Here is an 18325-nt window from a genome sequence, read left to right on the forward strand (position 1 = left end):
CGATCCGTCCGGCAGCCGGCCCCGGCCCCTGGCTCCGGCCGGTCAGCCGAAGCTGACCCGCTCCAGCCGGAAGTCGAGCAGCTTCTCATCCCCCACGATCTCGACGGCCACGCACCGGGCCGGGCGCCGCTGGTAGATGGTCAGCAGTAGATCGGTCAGCGGCCCGCGTACCGCGACCGCGGCCTTCTCATGCGCCCGGCGCCAGGTGATCGCGTCGCCGGTGAGGTCGACCACCCACTCCGCCGCCACCTCCGGTGCGGTGTCGGTCGCGTGGAAGTGGAGGGTGCGGCCGGGCCCGATCATGCGGGCCCTCCTCACCTGGGAACCTTGATTACGTGAGTACGCATCGCATCCGCAATCCCATCGGTGGCCATATCCGTGTGGCCGGTGGCCTCGCCACCGTCGGTCTGGCGCACGCCGCCGACATCGGCGCCGAGACCGTCCAGGTCTTCGTCGCCAATCCGCGCGGCTGGGCCACCCCGGCCGGTGCGCCCGCCCAGGACGAGGCGTTCCGCGCCGCCTGCGCCGAGCGGTCGATACCTGCCTACGTCCACGCCCCCTACTTGATCAACTTCGGTTCGCACACCGAGACCACGGCCGACCGCTCCGTGGAGTCCCTGCGCCATTCGCTCCGGCGCGGCCGGGAGATCGGTGCGCTCGGCGTCGTCGTCCACACCGGCTCGGCGACCGGGGGACGCGCGCGGGCCACCGCGATCGCGCAGGTGCGGGAGCGGATGCTGCCGCTGCTGGACGAGCTGACCCGGGACGACGACCCCTGGTTGCTGCTGGAGCCGACCGCCGGGCAGGGCACCTCGCTGTGCGCGCTGGTGGAGGACCTGGGCCCGTACGTCGAGGCGCTCGACCGGCACCCCCGGCTCGGTGTCTGCCTGGACACCTGCCATGTGTTCGCGGCGGGCCATGACCTCGCCGCCCCGGGCGGTATGAAGCAGACCCTGGACGAGCTGGTGGCCGTCGCCGGTGAGGGGCGGCTCAAGCTGATCCACGCCAATGACTCCAAGGACGTGGTCGGCGCCCACAAGGACCGGCACGCCAATATCGGGGCCGGGCATATCGGGGCGGAGCCGTTCCGCGAGCTGTTCAGCCACCCCGCGACGGACGGTGTGCCGCTGGTGATCGAGACGCCGGGCGGACCGGACGGTACGGAGGGGCATGCGGCGGATGTGGCCCGGCTGAAGGAGTTGCGCACCAGGGGCGCGGGGGTGGCCTGAAAGAAGCCCGACACATGGAGGAATACCCCTAGGGGGTATGGCGTTGACGGGGTCGACCGATCACCGATCACCGCTGGGGGTATGAACATGCGGCAGCATGAGCACACACGGAGCGAACCTTACGAGCGCCATGAACACCATGAGCACCGTAAGGGCGCGACGAGCTGGTCGATGGCCGCCCGGGCCACCCTGCACTGCCTCACCGGCTGCGCCATCGGCGAGATCGCGGGCATGGCCATCGGCACGGCCCTGGCCTGGCACAACGTCCCGACCATGATCCTGGCGATCGCGCTCGCCTTCGTCTTCGGCTACTCCCTGACCATGCGGGGCGTGCTGCGGGCGGGGCTCGATGTGCGCAGCGCGCTGCGGGTGGCCCTGGCGGCCGACACCGTATCGATCACGATCATGGAACTGGCCGACAACGGAACGATCGCCCTCTTCCCCGGCGCGATGGACGCGACGCTGTCGGACGCGCTCTTCTGGCTCAGCCTGGCCCTGTCGTTCGTGGTGGCATTCCTGCTCACCACGCCGGTCAACAAGTGGATGATCGCGCGGGGCAAGGGGCATGCGGTGGTCCACCAGCACCACTGACCGCGACGCGGAGACGCCGTGAACACCACCGCCCGGCGGCGGCCCGGACTAGAACTCCGGGCCGTCGCCCGGCTCCTCCTGGTAGGAGTAGCGCTGCTCCGCCCACGGGTCGCCGACGTTGTGGTAGCCGCGCTCCTCCCAGAAGCCGCGGCGGTCGGCGGTCATGTACTCCACGCCGCGCACCCATTTCGGGCCCTTCCAGGCATAGAGATGGGGCACCACCAGCCGCACCGGAAAACCGTGCTCGGCGGTGAGCGGCTCCCCGTCCTTGTGGGTCGCGAAAATCGTGGTCTCCGCCATGAAGTCCGTCAGCCGCAGATTCGAGCTGAAGCCGTATTCCGCCCACACCATCACGTGGGTGACATCGGGTGCCGGGGGCGCCAGCCCCATGATCTCCAGCGCGGAAACCCCGCCCCATTCGGCGCCGAGCATGCTGAATTTGGTGACGCAGTGCAGATCGGCCACGACCGTCGAGTACGGCAGTGCCGAAAACTCTTCATGTGTCCAGCAGTGTTTATCGCCGTCCGCCGTGGCGCCGAAGACCCGGAACTCCCATCGCTCCGGCCTGAACTTCGGGACCGGCCCATAGTGCGTAACCGGCCAACCGCGCTGGAGTCGCTGCCCAGGGGGCAGCTTCGCGAGCTCCCCCTCGCGGCTTTCCGACTGACCCATGGGCTCCATGGTCTCAGACCGCCGGGGGTGGTCATGACCAGGGCATCAGGGACGGGCACAACTCGTACTAAGCGTGCACTTACTGGACGCCCCAACAGGCGCGGTGACACGATGCGCGGAACCTGCCGTTCCCGATCGGATTGGAAGGAGCCCCTCCGATGCAGGGTGACCCCGAGGTCCTCGAGTTCCTCAACGAGCAGCTAACCGGCGAGCTGACCGCGATCAATCAGTACTTTCTGCACTCCAAGATGCAGGACCACTTTGGCTGGACTCGGCTTGCCAAATACACCCGGTCGGAGTCCTTCGATGAGATGAAGCATGCGGAGCTTCTCACCGACCGGATCCTCCTCCTCGATGGCCTGCCCAATTACCAGCGGCTCTTCCATGTCCGGGTGGGCCAGACGGCGACCGAGATGTTCCAGGCCGACCGGCAGGTGGAGGTCGAGGCGATCGATCGCCTCAAGCGGGGCATCGAGCTGATGCGGTCCAAGGGCGACATCACCTCGGCCAATCTCTTCGAGTACATCCTCGCCGACGAGGAACTCCACATCGACTATCTCGACACCCAGCTCGAACTGATCGAAAAGCTCGGTGAGGCCCTCTATATCGCCCAGCAGATCGAGCAGCCCAGCGACGGTCACGGCGAGGGCAACTACTCCGGGAAGGGCCACTGAGCCCGGAACCACTGAGCCCGGAGCGACCGGGCCGGGCCGTTGGTCAGGCCGCCTCGGCCGCCGTAGGCGCCGGGACGGAAGCGGCAGCCTTCGCCGCGGCCGTCGTCAGGACGACCGGGTCCAGCGCCTCGCGCCGGGGGCACGCGCCGCGGCCCAGCAGCGCCTGGATCTTCCGCACGCACGATCCGCAGTCCGTGCCCGCCTTGCAGGCACCGGCGATCTGGCGCGGGGTGCACGCGCCCGTTTCCGCGTGCTGACGCACCTGCTGCTCGGTGATGCCGAAGCATGAGCAGACGTACACGGGCTCTCTCCAGCGGTGGCGTTGATCAGTGAGGTAACCCTTACCTTACCTGTCGCACCGGAGCCCCACAACGGACAAGGGGCGCGAATCGTTGTGATCCGCGCCCCACCTGCGTCTTTATGATCTCTACCGGATGGCCCTCACTGGTCCCGGTACATCTCCGCCACCAGGAACGCCAGGTCCAGCGACTGGCTGCGGTTGAGCCGCGGGTCGCACGCCGTCTCGTAGCGCTGGTGCAGATCGTCGACGAAGATCTCGTCGCCGCCACCCACGCACTCGGTGACATCGTCGCCGGTCAGCTCCACATGGATGCCGCCCGGGTGGGTGCCGAGCTCCTTGTGGACCTCGAAGAAGCCCTTGACCTCGTCCAGCACATCGTCGAAGCGGCGGGTCTTGTGCCCGGAGGCCGCCTCGAAGGTGTTGCCGTGCATCGGGTCGCAGACCCAGACGACCTGGGCACCGGAGGCGGTCACCTTCTCCACCAGGTTGGGCAGCTTGTCGCGGACCTTGTCCGCGCCCATCCGGGTGATGAAGGTCAGCCGGCCCGGCTCGCGGTCCGGGTCGATCCGCTCGATCAGCGACAGCGCCTCTTCCGGCGTGGTCGTCGGGCCCAGCTTCACGCCCACCGGGTTGCGGACCTTCGAGGCGAACTCGATATGCGCCCCGTCGAGCTGCCGGGTGCGCTCACCGATCCAGACCATATGGCCGGACACGTCGTACAGCTCACCGGTGCGGGAGTCGGTGCGGGTCAGCGCCGTCTCGTAGTCCAGGATCAGCGCCTCGTGCGAGGAGAAGAACTCGACGGTCTTGAACTCCTCCGGGTCCACCCCGCAGGCGTTCATGAAGGACAGCGCCCGGTCGATCTCGCGCGCCAGCGCCTCGTAGCGCTGGCCCGACGGCGACGACTTCACGAAGTCCTGGTTCCAGGCGTGCACCTGGCGCAGGTCGGCATAGCCGCCGGTGGTGAAGGCACGCACCAGGTTCAGCGTCGAGGCCGACGCCTGGTACATCCGCTTCAGCCGCTGCGGATCCGGGATCCGCGCCTCGGGGGTGAACTCGAAGCCATTGACGGAGTCGCCACGGTATGTGGGCAGGGTCACCCCGTCGCGGGTCTCGGTCGGCTTCGAGCGCGGCTTGCTGTACTGCCCGGCGATCCGGCCCACCTTCACCACCGGGACGGACCCGGCGTAGGTCAGCACGGCGCCCATCTGGAGGAGGGTCTTCAGCTTGTTACGGATCTGGTCGGCGCCCACGCCGTCGAATGCCTCGGCGCAGTCCCCGCCCTGGAGCAGAAACGCCTCGCCCCGCGCCACGGCCCCCAGGCGGTGCCGCAGCGCGTCGCACTCGCCCGCGAAGACGAGCGGCGGATAGGACTCAAGCTCAGCGATCACATCGCGCAGAGCCGCTCGGTCCGGCCAGTCGGGCTGCTGCGCCGCGGGAAGAGACTGCCAGGTGTGGCCACCGGCGTGGGTTTCAGCGTTCACGGTCACCCGCACAAGGTTACGGGGTCTCCACGGGCGTCCAGCCGGTTGCCCACAGGGTGAGACATCTTCCACCACGCCATGGACGCGACCCGCGCCCCCGCCCTCGTCCCACCGCATTCGAAAACCTCGGCTCGGCCGCGCCGGCTGACCCCGTGCCCCGTCGCTGAGGTAAAGTCCACCGCATGTTCGCGCGACTGACCATGACCTGGTGGTGGACCGCTCATCCGGCGGCCCGCTGAATCGCGCACTCCAAGATCTCGCGAAGGCCGCCCGAGGGGCGGCCTTCGGCGTTTCCGCGGGTCGTTCCTCATTTCGGAAGGAACCATCCGCCATGCACCACACCGCTGAGGCCGTCGTCGCCCGGCTGCTCGCCGACGACGCGCCGCCCTTCGCCCTGCTGCACCGACGCACCCCGGGCCGGGCACCCGACACCGTCGAGGTGCTGCTCGGCCCGGTCGGCGAGGTGGCGCGGCTGACCGACATCCCGCTGCCGACCGGCGCGCCGGAGGACGGCGCGCCGGTGGCGGACGCCCTCGCGCTGGTGCCGTTCCGGCAGATCCGCGAGCGGGGGTTCGAGGTGCGCGACGACGGGACGCCGCTGGCCGTGCTGCGCCCCCGGGAGAGCTACGAGCTGCCGCTCGCCGAGGCGCTTGAGGCGCTGCCCGCGCACCGGGTGCGGGTCGAGGACGGGGCGTTCGACGTGGACGACGAGGCGTACGCGTCGATCGTGAGCCGGGTCCTCGAGGACGAGATCGGCACCGGCGAGGGCGCCAACTTCGTCATCCGGCGGACGTTCCGGGGCGAGATCCCGGGCTTCGGCCGCGGCGACGCGCTCGCGCTCTTCCGGCGGCTGCTGGCCGGTGAGCGGGGCGCCTACTGGACGTATGTGGTGCGGCTGGCGGACGGGCGGACGCTGGTGGGGGCCAGCCCCGAGGTGCATGTGCGGATGTCCGGGGGGACGGTCGTGATGAACCCGATCAGCGGGACGTACCGCTACCCCGAGAGCGGGGCGAGCGCGGAGGGGCTGCTGGAGTTCCTGCACGACCGCAAGGAGGTGGAGGAGCTGTCCATGGTCGTGGACGAGGAGCTGAAGATGATGTGCACCGTCGGCGACATGGGCGGGACGGTGATCGGGCCCCGGCTCAGGGAGATGGCGCATCTCGCGCACACCGAGTACGAGTTGCGCGGCCGTTCCTCGCTCGACGTCCGGGAGGTGCTCCGCGAGACGATGTTCGCCGCGACGGTCACCGGGTCGCCGGTGCAGAACGCCTGCCGGGTGATCGAGCGCTATGAGCCCCTCGGGCCGGACGGGGCCGGGCGCGGCTACTACGCCGGGGCGCTCGCGCTGATCGGACGGGACGGCGGCGGCGCGCAGACCCTGGACTCGCCGATCCTGATCCGCACCGCCGATATCGACCCCGGGGGATCGCTGAAGGTGGCGGTCGGCGCGACGCTCGTCCGCCACTCGGACCCGCACGGCGAAGTGGCCGAGACGCATGCCAAGGCGGCCGGGGTGCTGACCGCGCTGGGCGCGCGGCCGGCGCCCGTACGGCCGCAGGGGCAGGGCCCGCGGCCCCGGCTCGCGGACGATCCGCGGGTGCGGGCGGCGCTGGACGCGCGGCGGGCCGACCTGGCGCCGTTCTGGCTGCGGATGCAGCAGACCCCGCCGCCGGCGGACGGGCCCGCGGCCGGGGGGCTGTCCGGGCATGCCCTGGTGATCGACGCCGAGGACACCTTCACCGCGATGCTCGCGCATCTGCTGCGCACCTCGGGGCTGACCGTGACCGTGCGGCGGTACGACGAGCCGGGGGTGCGGGAGGCGGCGCTGGCGCATCGGGGGCCCGTGGTGCTCGGCCCGGGGCCGGGCGACCCCGGCGATGCGGCCGACCCCAAGATGCGGTTCCTGCGGTCGCTGACCGCCGAGCTGGTGGCCGGGCACCGGCACGGGCTGCTGGGGGTGTGCCTGGGGAACGAGCTGATCGCGGCCGAGCTGGGGCTGGAGATCGTGCGCAAGGACGTGCCGTTCCAGGGCGCGCAGGAGCGGATCGACTTCTTCGGGCGCGAGGAGACCGTCGGCTTCTACAACACCTTCACGGCGCGCTGCGACGAGGCGGCGGAGACGGAGCTGGCCATGCACCGCGTGGAGCTGAGCCGGGATCCGGTGACCGGCGAGGTGCACGCGCTGCGCGGACCGGGCTTCGCCGGGGTGCAGTTCCACCCGGAGTCGGTGCTGTCGCGGGACGGGGCGGCGCTGGTGGCGGAGCTGCTGGCGGCCGTGCTGGTCTGAAGGGCCCACGGGTCCGCGAGGCTGCTGATCCGGACGGCCCACCGGCCCGCGAGGCTGCTGATCCGGACGGCCCGCCCGTCCTGGCGGCATGACGATGGGCGTGACGATGGGCCGGGTGCGGTGAACGCGCCCGGCCCATCGCCGTACTGCACCCAGACGGCCTCAGCCGAAGAAGACCTCGGCCTCGGCGTAGAGCGAGGGATCGACGGTCTTGAGCCGTGCGGTCGCCTCGGCAAGCGGAACCCGGACGATATCGGTGCCGCGCAGCGCCACCATCTTCCCGAAGTCCTCGTCCCGTACCGCGTCGATGGCGTGCAGCCCGAAGCGGGTGGCCAGCCAGCGGTCGAAGGCGCTGGGCGTGCCTCCGCGCTGGACATGGCCGAGGACGGTGGTGCGGGCCTCCTTGCCGGTGCGCTTCTCGATCTCCTTGGCCAGCCATTCGCCGACCCCGGAGAGCCGGACATGCCCGAAGGAGTCCGTCGAGTCGTCCTTGAGGACCGCGTCGCCGTCCTTGGGCATGGCGCCCTCGGCGATGACCACGATCGGGGCGTAGCGGATCTTGAAGCGGGATTCGACCCAGGCGCAGACCTGGTCGACGTCGAAGCGCTGTTCGGGGAGGAGGATGACATTGGCGCCACCGGCGAGCCCCGAGTGCAGGGCGATCCATCCGGCGTGACGGCCCATCACCTCGACGACGAGCACGCGCATATGCGATTCGGCGGTGGTGTGGAGCCGGTCGATGGCCTCGGTGGCGATGTTGACGGCGGTGTCGAAGCCGAAGGTGTAGTCGGTGGCGGACAGGTCGTTGTCGATGGTCTTGGGGACGCCGACGCAGGCGATCCCGTATTCGCCGGAGAGCCGGGCGGCGACGCCGAGGGTGTCCTCGCCGCCGATCGCGATCAGCGCGTCGACCTCCTGCTTGACCAGGGTCTCCTTGACCCGTCGGATGCCGTCCTCGCTCTTGAGGGGGTTGGTGCGGGAGGAGCCGAGGATGGTGCCGCCGCGCGGCAGGATGCCGCGCACCGCGCGGATGTCGAGGGGAACGGTGTCGTTCTCGAGAGGGCCGCGCCAGCCGTCCCGGAAGCCGATGAAGTCATAGCCGTATTCCTGTACGCCCTTGCGCACGACGGCGCGGATGACCGCGTTGAGCCCGGGGCAGTCACCGCCGCCGGTCAGCACTCCGACCCGCATCGTTTCTTCCCTTCTCCCATGGAATCCCGTGATTGGGCCCGGTACGGAGAGCCACGCTAACGGTGATCCAGGTCACACGGGATGGGGCGTCAGTCGATTCCCGTGCGGATCAGGGGAGTTGGTTTTGAACTTCACCCGTACGAGGGGTGCGGCGGCGCTACGGGGTCAGTCGGACGGCCTCAGGCGTCGTCCAGGCCGCGCTCGATGGCGTAGCGGACCAGCTCCACGCGGTTGTGCAACTGGAGTTTGCCGAGGGTGTTCTGGACGTGGTTCTGCACCGTGCGATGCGAGATGACCAGCCGCTCGGCGATCTGCTTGTACGACAGCCCCTTGGCCACCAGCCGCAGCACCTCCGTCTCACGCTCGGTGAGCTGCGGGACGGCCGGCTGGTCGGCGGCGGTGGGGGCGGGCTCGCCCGCGAGCCGCCGGTACTCGCCGAGCACCAGGCCCGCGAGGCCGGGGGTGAACACCGGGTCGCCGGACGCCGTACGGCGCACCGCGTCCAGCAGCTCCTCGGTGCTGGCCGACTTCAGCAGATAGCCGGTGGCCCCGGACTTGACCGCCTCCAGGACGTCCCCGTGCTCACCGCTCGCGGAGAGCACCAGCACCCGCAGCTCGGGGCGGTCGGCGAGGACCTCCTTGCACACCTCGACCCCCGGCAGCCCGGGCAGGTTGAGGTCGAGCACCAGGACATCGGGCCCGGCGGCCTTGGCCCGGCGGACCGCCTGCGGTCCGTCCCCGGCCGTGGCCACCACGTCGAACCCGGCCTCGGCCAGGTCCCGGGCCACCGCGTCGCGCCACATCGGATGGTCGTCGACCACCATCACCGTCATCGGGCGGCCGTCGTGCTGAGCGGTCATCGTGCCGCTTCCCCCTTTGCCTTCGCCTTCTTCGCAGGCGCCTTCGGAACCGTCAACTCCACCTCGGTGCCCTGCCCCGGCGCCGAGATCCACGCGGCGGTGCCGCCGAGGTCGCGCAGCCGTCCCCGGATCGACAGGGCCACCCCCAGACGGCCCTCCGCCTCCGCGTCCGCCAGCCGCCCCTCGGGGATGCCGGGGCCGTCGTCCCGTACGGTCACCATCACCGCGTCCGGCTCGTCCTCCAGCAGGATCCAGGCGTGGGCGTCCTCCCCGGCGTGGACCCGCACGTTGTCCAGGGCGGCGCCCACGGCGGCGGCCAACTCCCCGGCGACACCCGCCGGGAGGAGCACCGGGGCGCCCGGTTCGGAGAAGGTGACCCGGGATCCCGCGTGCGGCGCCAGCAGGGCCCGCAGATCGCAGGGGCCGCCGTCGGAGCGCTCGGGGTCGGGCGGACAGGGCGGGGCCGGCGGGCCCGCCTCGTCCGTCGGGCCGTCCGGGTCGGGTGCGGCGTCCGCCCCGCGCGGCGGGGTCACCAGACCGGTGGAGACCAGGGTGCGCAGCGCGATCTCCTGCTCCCCCGCCATCCGCCCCAGTTCGGCCGCCTCGCCACCGATCGCGGCGCCGCGCCGCTGCACCATGGCGAGCACCTGGAGGACGCTGTCGTGGATGTCGCGGGCCAGCCGCTCCCGCTCCCGGGTCGCCGCCTCGATGCGCAGCGCCCGCGCGAGGGTGCGCTCACTGGCGCGGGCCACCTCGACGACGTAGCCGATGCCCACGCTCGCCACCCACACCAACGACAGCATATGGACGGTGTCCTGGGCGAAGCCGCCGCGCTCGATCACATTGGCGGCGCAGACCACGGTGGAGGCCGAGGCGCCCCAGCGCCAGCCGCCCTTGATCGCGAAGCCGAGGACCGCGCCCATCGTCCATATGGAGGGCAGGGTGGGCGTGCCGTCGGCGATCCGGTCGTGGCTGTCCACGAGCGGGGTGAGCAGAATGCCGGTCACCGCGATGCCGAGGTCGCCGACGAGGAACTGCCGGGTGCAGCGCTCGGCCGAGGCGACCATCCGGAAGGTGAGCGCCGTCCACAGCGTGAGCACCGCCAGATAGACGACGGCGCCGAGCGGGTGGTCGTAGTCGTCGAAGGAGTAGACGCACAGGCCGAGCGCGTAGAGCAGGGTGAGCACCCGGTAGGCGGTCAGCGCCTGCCACAGCGGCTGCTCGACGGACATCCGCACCACGCGCTCGCCCCCGGCGCGCTCACCTCTGGACCGCTCCGTCAACGTCCCCCACCCCCCGGTGCGGCGCGGCTAGGCGCCGGACTTGTGTTTGTCCTTCTCCTTCTCGGCCGCCTTACGGGCCGCTTCGGCATCCGCGATCTGCCGCTTGGCGGCGGTCGCGTAGACGTCCACGTACTCCTGGCCGGAGAGCTTCATGATCTCGTACATGACCTCGTCGGTCACCGAGCGCAGGATGAAGCGGTCGCCGTCCATGCCGTGGTAGCGGCTGAAGTCCAGCGGCTTGCCGATCCGGATACCGGGCCGCATCAGCTTGGGCATGACCTTGCCGGGGGGCTGGATCTTCTCGGTGTCGATCATCGCCACGGGGAGCACCGGCGCACCGGTCGCGAGCGCGACCCGGGCCAGGCCGCCCGGCTTGCCCCGGTAGAGCCGTCCGTCGGGCGAGCGGGTGCCCTCGGGGTAGATGCCGAAGAGCTCACCCCGCTTGATCACCTCGATGCCCGCCTTGATGGCGGCCTCGCCCGCGCCGCGCGAACCCGAGCGGTCCACCGGGAGTTGACCGACGCCCTTGAAGAAGGCCGCCGTCAGCCGCCCCTTGACCCCGGGGGTGGTGAAGTACTCCTGCTTGGCGATGAAGGTGACCTTCCGGTCGAGCATCGCGGGCAGGAAGAAGGAATCGGAGAAGGAGAGGTGGTTGCTCGCGAGGATGGCCGGCCCCTCGGCGGGGACGTTCTCCAACCCCTCGACCCAGGGCCGGAAGGTGAGCTTCAACGCGCCACCCACCGACAGCTTCATAGCGCCGTAGAACAACCGGGACCTCCTGTATCCGACGAGGAGACCTTAACCTGCCTACCCCCTATGCGGCGCGCCGCGTACGCTGAGGACCTCGATACCCGCTTCCCCAGTGAACGGAGATCCGTGGTGCCGCTCCTGCCCGGAGCCGAGCCGTTCCGCCATGACGGCGGAGAGATCGGCGTCCTCGTCTGTCACGGCTTCACCGGTTCCCCGCAGTCCGTGCGGCCCTGGGCCGACCATCTCGCGGCCCGTGGTCTGACCGTCTCACTACCGCTGCTGCCCGGCCATGGCACCCGCTGGCAGGACCTCGCGGTCACCGGCTGGCAGGACTGGTACGCGGAGGTGGACCGCGAGCTGCGGTCGCTGAGCCGCGCCTGTGAGCGGGTGTTCGTCTGCGGTCTTTCGATGGGCGGGGCGCTCGCGCTGCGGCTGGCCGCCCAGCACGGCGCGGCCATCAGCGGCCTGGCCCTGGTGAATCCGGCCAACCGCATCCACGATCCGCTGGCCGTGGCCCTTCCGGTGCTGCGTCATCTGGTGCCCTCGGTGAAGGGCATCGCGAGCGATATCGCCAAGCCGGGGGCGCGGGAGTCGGGCTACGACCGGATGCCGCTGCACGCCGTGCACTCGATGCGCCGCCTCTACCGGGTGGTCGACGCCGAACTGCCCCAGGTGACCCAGCCGCTGCTGGTGATGCACAGCCCCCAGGACCATGTGGTGCCGCCGGCCGACTCCGAGCGCATCCTGAGCCAGGTGTCCTCGCGGGACGTCACCGAGCGGCTGCTGGAGCGCAGCTTCCACGTGGCGACCCTGGACCATGACGCCGAGTTCATCTTCGAGGAGACGGACACGTTCATCACCCGGCTGACGGCGGGTATGGGTGAGGACACCGACACCCGGACCGACCTCGGGAAGGGAAGCGGGAAGGAGGGGGCGGCGGCCAGTGGCTGAGCGCGACTCGAATGAGAACGAGGCGGACGCGCGGCGCGATGACGACGCCGCCTTCGCCGCCATCGTCGCCGCGTACGGGGAGGAGCCGCAGGACCCCCCGGGCGCCGAGCGATGGCCCGCCGCCGAGAACCTCGACGAGGAGCGGGAGCGGGACCAGGACCGCCCCTCCGCGGCGGACGACGACACCGGCTCCGACACCGACACCGTCACCGATACCGACCGCGACGGCCCCGGTGACGGCGAGGCCGTCGGCGGGGCGGCGACGGGCGGGCTGACCAAGACCGACAAGACCGGGAAGCCGGTGGGCGGCTTCATCGTCTACGCCCCGGGGGTCGGCCCCCGCGACTGGGAGCCCGAGGAACCGTCCGAGGACGACTTCGACGAGACCGACGAGGGCCATTTCGTCCCGCCCGAGCCGCCGCCGCTCCCCGAGTCCGACACCACCTCCCGCTTCGCCTGGCTGGGTGTGCTGGGCGGGCCACTGCTGCTGCTCGGTGTGGTGCTGTTCCAGGTGGAGATGGTCTGGTGGATCGCGACGCTGGGCGTCGGGGGCTTCCTGGGCGGCTTCGTCACGCTGGTGATGCGGATGAAGGACGACGACGAGGAAGAGGACGAGGACCCGGGGCGCGGCGCCGTCGTCTGACCCGGGGTCTGCGGCCTGAGGCCGTCAGACGCCCCCGGCGCTCCGGAGCCGGACGTTCCGGCTCCGGCTCCGCACGGGGGCGATCGGCCTCAGGCCGGGGCGACGCGGGGCAGCCGGAGCGCGGCCAGGACCGGAAGGTGGTCGGTGGCCGCCAGGAGGTCCGCGTCGGTGACACCGGGCAGCCCGGCCGGAACGCCACAGCCGATGATCTCGACGCCCTCGGAGGCGAAGACGGCGTCGATGCGCTGATGCGGGTCCTTGGGGTTCGAGGTGGCCTCGCTCCCCCAGGGCTCGGTGGCCCAGCCGTCCCGCAGCTTGCCCGCGATCCGGCGGAAGGCGAGGCCGTCCGGCCGGTCGTTGATGTCTCCGGCCGCGATGGCGTACGGGACGTCCAGCGCGGCCAGATGGTCCAGCAGCAGCCCGGCCTGCTCGTAGCGCTCGGCCTCCGCGAGGCTCAGATGGCAACTGACCACGCCGAGCCGGACGCCGTCGCCGCCCTCCCGGCCGCCGGGGTCGCGGTGGCCGCCGCCGAAGCGCAGCACGGCGGTCGCGAAACCGCGCCGGTGCAGCCCGGGCACACGGGGCAGCAGGGTGTCCTCGGCGTGCTCCACATGGGCGCGCAGCGAGGTGAGGATCATCGGGCCGGCGGCGGTGGCCCCGCCCGTGGTGTAGACGAGGCCGGTCTCCCGGGCCAGCCAGGCGGCGGCCTTGCGCCAGCGGAAGAAGCGCGGCGCCTCCTGGACGCAGACGACATCGGGGGAGCAGGCCCGGATCACCCGGGCCAGCGCCTCGCGGTCGTCACGCATCGAGCGGATGTTGTAGCTGAGCACCCGCACCACGGCCGCGTCCGGGCCGGTGGTGGATCCGGGCAGGTCCGCGAGCGGCACGATGACGGTTCCCCCCTCGCCGCTCAGCCCTGGCGGGCCAGGTCGGCGGCGCCGACGAGCCCGGCCTTGCCGCCGAGCCGGGCGGCGAGCACCTGGGCGTGCGGACGCCACTGATTGCCGACCAGCCAGCGCCGGAAGGACTTGCGGATCGGCTCCAGGACCAGATCGCCCTCGTCGGAGACCCCGCCGCCGACGATGAACGCCGAGGGGTCGAAGAGCGAGGCGAGGTCGGCCAGCCCGGCCCCGGCCCAGCGGGCCAGCTCACGGAAGGAGTCGATGGCCACCGGGTCGCCCTGGCGGGCGGCGTCGCTGATGTGCTTGCCCTCGATGCCCTCGGAGGTGCCGTCGCCGAGGCCCAGGAGGATCGTGGCGTTCTCCGGGGTGGCGGCGGCGCGCTGCCTGGCGTAGCGGACCAGCGCACGGCCGGAGGCGTACTGCTCCCAGCAGCCCTGGCTGCCGCAGCCGCACAGCAGGCCGTCGGGGACGACCCTTATGTGGCCGAACTCGGCCGCGACGCCGAAGCGCCCGCGGTGCAGCCTGCCGCCGATGATGATGCCGCCGCCGAGGCCGGTGCCGAGGGTGATGCATACGACGTCGTCATGGCCGACCCCGGCGCCGAAGCGGTATTCGCCCCAGGCCGCGGCGTTGGCGTCGTTCTCCACCACCACGGGCAGGCCGACACGCTGCTCGACCTTGTCCTTGAGCGCCTCGTGCCGCCAGTTGATGTTGGGTGCGAAGAGCACGGTGGCGCGCTTGTCGTCCACATATCCGGCCGCGCCGATGCCGACGGCCTCGATCTCGTGTCCCTCGCTGACGATGCGCACCGCGTCCGCGATGGCGTCGACGACTCCCTCGGGAGTCTGCGGGGTCGAAACCTGGCTCGTCTCGAGAATCGAGCCCTCTTCGTCGACCACGCCGGCCGCGATCTTCGTACCGCCGATGTCGACGCCGATGGTGAGTCCCATGAGTCCCTCAGTTATTTGGTCGAACCCCGCCGACGCTAACGGTACCGGAGGTGGCGCTCAGTCGAGGTCGATGTGTTCACTACTCGAACTCTCCGATTGCTCGCCGCGATCCTTCGGGCTGCCCTCGGCGCCCTGGCTCCAGCGCCGCTCCTGGCCGGTCACGGCGGCGCGATAGGCGGCGAGCAGCTCGGATCCGGCACTGGCGAGGTGTTCGAAAACATCGGGATTGCGCTCTATGACCGGTTCCGCGGCGGCCTTCGCCTGTTCGATCAATTGTTGTACGGCCCCCTGAACCGCCGTCCCGGCGAGCGGCGCCTGGAGACCGGCGACCTTGTCGGCGAGCGCGTCGGCCAGCTTGCGGAACTCCTCGGCGACGCTGCCCGGCTCCTCGGCGGTCTGCCGGGTCCGCCGCCTGGCCCGCTCGGCGGCGAGGTCCTCGGCACACGCCCGCTCCCAGGCGTCGGGGTCCATCTCGGTGACCGGTACATCGGTGAGCGGAGGCTCTGCGGGGCGCTCGGTGGCATCGCTCATGGCGAACTCCTGCGGCGGGGATGCTGACTGCCCGGTGACGTTCATCCGGGCTTGTGACCGACGTTACCCGAAGGAGGGGGGCGGGGTCAGAGCCCGGGACCGGCCAGGACCGGAGCCGGGGACCGGCCGGCGACCGAGCCCCGGACCGCCCCGGTCCGGAGCCGGGTTCAGAGCCGCTTCGGCCATAGATCGGGGTCGGGGGTGAAGCGCACCTGGAGCCATCCGTCGCGCAGCCCGGCGCCGGAGACGGTGCAGCGGCGCAGGGCGGACGGCAGCGGCAGCACCCGGTGGAACGGGCCGACGCTGACGATCAGTTCGTCGCCCCGGCGCACCAGCCCGAGCCCGTCGCGGTCGGCACCGGGCAGCGGCAGCCGCCACAGCAGCACCCCGTCGTCGGCCAGCCGGTCCTCGACGGTCCAGGGGTCGGGGGCGGGCCGGTCGGGCCGCGCCGCGGGGGCCCCGACGGCCCCGGCGAGCGCGGCGAGCCCGGCCGGGGCGCGCCGGCCGTCCACACCGTCCACACCGTCCTCGCCGTCCGCACCGGGCCGCGGCTCCGCGCCCCGCGGGTCGCCGACGCCATGCGGATCGCGGCCCAGATGCGGCAGCTCACGGACCGGGACGGCGGGCGCCCACTGCTCGTACAGCTCCTTGAGCGCGTCCTGCTGCTGGCCGGAGAGCGCGGCGAGCCACGGGTCGGAGGTGCCGGTGGGCAGCAGCCGGTTCGCGATCACCGCCTCCACCCGGCAGCCGTGCAGCGCCAGCCCGGCGCGGGCGGTGCGCAGCGCCCGGTCGGCGAGCGGCCCGGGCTCCACGACCAGCCGTACCGTCGTGGCCTCGGACTCGACCACCCCCTGGACGGCGGCCAGCTCCCGCTCCCAGCGCTCGGCCGTCTCGTACAGCTTCTGTGCGGGCATCGGCACCCCCGCCAACTGGGCCAGCATCGGCCGCAGCGCGCGGGCCGCCTGCCGTTCGGCGGGCAGCAGCCGTCGCAGATAGCGCCGCAACTGCTCGGGCAGCGCGAGCAGCGCGACGGTGTCCGGCGCGGGCGGCATATCGACGACGAGGACGTCCCAGCCGGTGCCGGGCGGGGCGGTCTGGGCGGCGCGCAGGGCGCGCAGCAGCGCGATGGACTCCACTCCGGGGAGGGCGGTCAGCTCCTCGCCGTCCAGCGGGGTGGCGCCGAGCAGGTCGAGCAGGCCGTGGCCGCGGTCCTGCAAGGCGGAAAGCTCACCGCGGAACCACTCGTCGGTGATGATCCGCGCGGCCCACACCCCGGGGGCGAACTCGACGGGCACGGACCACGGCAGCCGGTCCGCCGACCGCCCGGGGGCGGACCGCAGCGAGCGGATGCCGAGCAGTGCCTCGGGGGTGCCGTCCGGGTCGGCGGTGAGCAGCAGCGTCCGCTGCCCCTCACGGGCGGCGGCGAGGGCGGTCGCGGCGGCCACGGTGGTGCGGCCCGCGCCGCCGGTACCGGTGACGAGGACCGTACGCATGAAGGGAGCCTCCGGCAGGGTGGTGCGTCAGATGCGCGGCGCGGGTTGGATGATCCGCCCGGCCGGAGCGTACCCCGCGCCGCGGACCACCCCGGGCACCGTCGGGGCCCGGGCTGGTCCGCCCGGGTCAGGCGCCCTCGACGCGCTTCTTCAGGCCCGCGAGCGCGCGGTCGATGATGACCTTCTCGGCCTTGCGCTTGATCATGCCCAGCATGGGGATCTTGACGTCGACCGTGAGCTGGTACGTCACCTCGGTGCTCTTGCCGCCGTCGCGCGCCGAGAGCCGGTAGGAGCCGTCAAGGGTGCGCAGCATCTGGGACTTGACCAGGGACCAGTTGACCTGGTCGTCGCCGGTCCAGGAGTACTGGAGGGTGTAGTCGTCCTTGATCGCCCCGGCGTCGAGCAGCATCCGCACCTGCTCGGCGCGCCCCCGGTCGTCCTTGGTGAGGATGTCGGCCTCCTTCACCTCACCGGACCACTCCGGGTAGCGGTCGAAGTCGGCGATCACCTCCATCACGTCGGCCGGGGCCGCCTCGATCGTGATGCTCGAGCTGGTGTGTTCCGCCATCGCCGTGGCTCCTCCGTACCGGTCCGCCGCATGAGCTCTCTGCCGCTGAAGGCTACCGCGCGCGCGTCACCACTCCAGGGCCCAGGGGGTGCCGGAAGAGGCGAAGTGTCCGACATTGACGCACTCGGTGGCGCCGATCCGCATACGGCGGACGAGCGGCTGATGGACATGGCCGAACAGGGAGTACTTGGGGCGGACGGTGTGGATCGCCTCCAGCAGGGCGGTGCTGCCGCGCTCGAAGCGGCGGGCGACGGTGTCGTAGCAGAGGTCGGGCACCTCCGGCGGGATGTGGGTGCAGAGCACATCCACCTCGCCGAGCGCCGCGATCTTCGCCGCGTAGGTCTCGTCGTCGACCTCGTAGGGGGTGCGCATCGGAGTGCGCAGCCCGCCGCCCACGAAGCCGAAGACCAGTCCGCCGATCTCGGCGCGCTCGCCGTCGAGGACGGTGGTACCGGACTGGGCGTACTCCGGCCACAGTGACGGCATGTCGACATTTCCGTAGGTGGCGTACGTCGGGGTGGGGAACGCGGCGAAGAGCTCGGCGTACTGGCGGCGGACCGCGGACTCTATCGCCGTATGGCGGTCGATCCCCGCCCACAGCCGGTCGCCGAAGACCCGGGCCTCCTCGAACCGGCGGGCGGTGCGCAGCTCGACGAGGCGGTCGGCGTTCTCGACCCCGAAGAGGTCGGGGAAGATGCCACGGGCGTGATCGGCGTAGTCGAGGAAGAGCACGAGGTCGCCGAGGCAGATCAGGGCGTCCGCCCCGGCACCGGCCTTCTCGAGGTCCTCACTGTTGCCGTGCACGTCACTCACCACGTGGACTCGCATGCATGTCACCCTAAGAGGTAAGGACCCCTGCTCGTAAGGTGTTCTGCCCGTAGCGACCCGCGTCCACCTGCGGTTCCTCAGCGGCCGCGGCGTCCGTCGACTAGTGTGCGGGCAGCATGAAGGCGGTGTGTGACGCA

Annotated in this window: 20 protein-coding genes and 1 pseudogene; 7 read left to right on the plus strand and 14 right to left on the minus strand. The window is 71.5% G+C overall.

The features are described from left to right. Nucleotides 1-42 precede the first annotated feature (42 nt). Nucleotides 43-321: pseudogene (locus ACK1X7_RS14505) on the minus strand (hypothetical protein); the annotation flags it as partial. A gap of 14 nt (nucleotides 322-335) precedes the next feature. Here ACK1X7_RS14505 and ACK1X7_RS14510 point away from each other — a divergent pair. Continuing rightward, nucleotides 336-1229 (plus strand): deoxyribonuclease IV, encoded by an 894-nt coding sequence (locus ACK1X7_RS14510; protein ID WP_413115146.1) that lies wholly within the window; start codon nucleotides 336-338, stop codon nucleotides 1227-1229. Between the two features lie 81 nt (nucleotides 1230-1310). Continuing rightward, the gene (locus ACK1X7_RS14515) at nucleotides 1311-1820 is read left to right on the plus strand and encodes a DUF4396 domain-containing protein (protein WP_390792929.1); all 510 of its coding nucleotides are present in this window, start codon (nucleotides 1311-1313) and stop codon (nucleotides 1818-1820) included. A 48-nt stretch (nucleotides 1821-1868) separates the two neighbouring features. On the opposite strand, the gene ACK1X7_RS14520 is transcribed toward ACK1X7_RS14515, so the two are convergent. After that, nucleotides 1869-2492: a sulfite oxidase-like oxidoreductase gene (locus tag ACK1X7_RS14520; protein WP_361498365.1), complete on the minus strand. Its 624-nt coding sequence runs from the start codon at nucleotides 2490-2492 to the stop codon at nucleotides 1869-1871. A 158-nt stretch (nucleotides 2493-2650) separates the two neighbouring features. On the opposite strand from ACK1X7_RS14520, the gene bfr reads away from it, so the two are divergent. Next, nucleotides 2651-3166, plus strand: coding sequence for a bacterioferritin (gene bfr / locus ACK1X7_RS14525; protein ID WP_398159328.1), 516 nt, complete (start codon nucleotides 2651-2653; stop codon nucleotides 3164-3166). Between the two features lie 43 nt (nucleotides 3167-3209). Here bfr and ACK1X7_RS14530 read toward each other — a convergent pair whose 3' ends face one another. Together ACK1X7_RS14530 and ACK1X7_RS14535 are read right to left on the minus strand one after the other, a co-directional pair. Beyond that, complete coding sequence (locus ACK1X7_RS14530) at nucleotides 3210-3467, minus strand: (2Fe-2S)-binding protein (RefSeq protein WP_413115147.1); 258 nt, start codon at nucleotides 3465-3467, stop codon at nucleotides 3210-3212. Nucleotides 3468-3607: 140 nt separating this feature from the next. Further along, the gene (locus ACK1X7_RS14535) at nucleotides 3608-4957 is read right to left on the minus strand and encodes a class II 3-deoxy-7-phosphoheptulonate synthase (protein ID WP_216344830.1); all 1350 of its coding nucleotides are present in this window, start codon (nucleotides 4955-4957) and stop codon (nucleotides 3608-3610) included. A 176-nt stretch (nucleotides 4958-5133) separates the two neighbouring features. Between ACK1X7_RS14535 and ACK1X7_RS14540 the strand changes: the two genes are divergently transcribed. Together ACK1X7_RS14540 and ACK1X7_RS14545 are read left to right on the plus strand one after the other, a co-directional pair. After that, nucleotides 5134-5190 (plus strand): trp operon leader peptide, encoded by a 57-nt coding sequence (locus ACK1X7_RS14540; RefSeq protein WP_107119202.1) that lies wholly within the window; start codon nucleotides 5134-5136, stop codon nucleotides 5188-5190. Between the two features lie 92 nt (nucleotides 5191-5282). Then, the gene (locus tag ACK1X7_RS14545) at nucleotides 5283-7238 is read left to right on the plus strand and encodes an anthranilate synthase family protein (RefSeq protein ID WP_398159329.1); all 1956 of its coding nucleotides are present in this window, start codon (nucleotides 5283-5285) and stop codon (nucleotides 7236-7238) included. Between the two features lie 162 nt (nucleotides 7239-7400). Here the strand turns inward: ACK1X7_RS14545 and ACK1X7_RS14550 are convergent, their stop codons facing one another. The 4 genes from ACK1X7_RS14550 to ACK1X7_RS14565 form a co-directional block, all read right to left on the minus strand. Beyond that, entirely contained in the window at nucleotides 7401-8429 is a 1029-nt protein-coding gene (locus ACK1X7_RS14550; protein ID WP_361498356.1) for a 6-phosphofructokinase, read from the minus strand. A 179-nt stretch (nucleotides 8430-8608) separates the two neighbouring features. Further along, nucleotides 8609-9289, minus strand: coding sequence for a response regulator (locus ACK1X7_RS14555; RefSeq protein WP_385156714.1), 681 nt, complete (start codon nucleotides 9287-9289; stop codon nucleotides 8609-8611). Further along, nucleotides 9286-10521, minus strand: coding sequence for a MacS family sensor histidine kinase (macS, locus tag ACK1X7_RS14560; protein ID WP_385156722.1), 1236 nt, complete (start codon nucleotides 10519-10521; stop codon nucleotides 9286-9288). Before macS ends, ACK1X7_RS14555 begins: the two co-directional genes overlap by 4 nt. Before the next feature lie 78 nt (nucleotides 10522-10599). Next, nucleotides 10600-11325 (minus strand): lysophospholipid acyltransferase family protein, encoded by a 726-nt coding sequence (locus ACK1X7_RS14565; protein WP_059143424.1) that lies wholly within the window; start codon nucleotides 11323-11325, stop codon nucleotides 10600-10602. A 126-nt stretch (nucleotides 11326-11451) separates the two neighbouring features. Between ACK1X7_RS14565 and ACK1X7_RS14570 the strand changes: the two genes are divergently transcribed. Together ACK1X7_RS14570 and ACK1X7_RS14575 are read left to right on the plus strand one after the other, a co-directional pair. Then, nucleotides 11452-12273: an alpha/beta hydrolase gene (locus tag ACK1X7_RS14570; RefSeq protein WP_382956373.1), complete on the plus strand. Its 822-nt coding sequence runs from the start codon at nucleotides 11452-11454 to the stop codon at nucleotides 12271-12273. Next, nucleotides 12266-12916: a hypothetical protein gene (locus ACK1X7_RS14575; RefSeq protein WP_385156719.1), complete on the plus strand. Its 651-nt coding sequence runs from the start codon at nucleotides 12266-12268 to the stop codon at nucleotides 12914-12916. Before ACK1X7_RS14570 ends, ACK1X7_RS14575 begins: the two co-directional genes overlap by 8 nt. 89 nt (nucleotides 12917-13005) lie before the next feature. Here the strand turns inward: ACK1X7_RS14575 and ACK1X7_RS14580 are convergent, their stop codons facing one another. The 6 genes from ACK1X7_RS14580 to ACK1X7_RS14605 all read right to left on the minus strand — a co-directional run bounded on the left by ACK1X7_RS14580 (nucleotide 13006) and on the right by ACK1X7_RS14605 (nucleotide 18188). Next, entirely contained in the window at nucleotides 13006-13803 is a 798-nt protein-coding gene (locus tag ACK1X7_RS14580) for an endonuclease/exonuclease/phosphatase family protein (protein ID WP_385151786.1), read from the minus strand. Between the two features lie 23 nt (nucleotides 13804-13826). Continuing rightward, the gene (locus ACK1X7_RS14585; RefSeq protein ID WP_216344823.1) at nucleotides 13827-14768 is read right to left on the minus strand and encodes an ROK family glucokinase; all 942 of its coding nucleotides are present in this window, start codon (nucleotides 14766-14768) and stop codon (nucleotides 13827-13829) included. A 57-nt stretch (nucleotides 14769-14825) separates the two neighbouring features. Next, nucleotides 14826-15299 (minus strand): DUF5304 domain-containing protein, encoded by a 474-nt coding sequence (locus ACK1X7_RS14590; protein ID WP_390792925.1) that lies wholly within the window; start codon nucleotides 15297-15299, stop codon nucleotides 14826-14828. A 167-nt stretch (nucleotides 15300-15466) separates the two neighbouring features. After that, nucleotides 15467-16792, minus strand: a complete 1326-nt coding sequence (locus tag ACK1X7_RS14595; RefSeq protein WP_390792924.1) for an ArsA family ATPase — start codon at nucleotides 16790-16792, stop codon at nucleotides 15467-15469. A 127-nt stretch (nucleotides 16793-16919) separates the two neighbouring features. Further along, nucleotides 16920-17360 (minus strand): SRPBCC family protein, encoded by a 441-nt coding sequence (locus ACK1X7_RS14600; RefSeq protein WP_385151799.1) that lies wholly within the window; start codon nucleotides 17358-17360, stop codon nucleotides 16920-16922. A 66-nt stretch (nucleotides 17361-17426) separates the two neighbouring features. Next, nucleotides 17427-18188, minus strand: coding sequence for a metallophosphoesterase family protein (locus ACK1X7_RS14605; RefSeq protein ID WP_390792923.1), 762 nt, complete (start codon nucleotides 18186-18188; stop codon nucleotides 17427-17429). Nucleotides 18189-18325: the final 137 nt, after the last annotated feature.

It is taken from the genome of Streptomyces sp. CY-1, assembly GCF_047218265.1.
GTDB classification, from domain to species: Bacteria; Actinomycetota; Actinomycetes; order Streptomycetales; family Streptomycetaceae; genus Streptomyces; species Streptomyces niphimycinicus.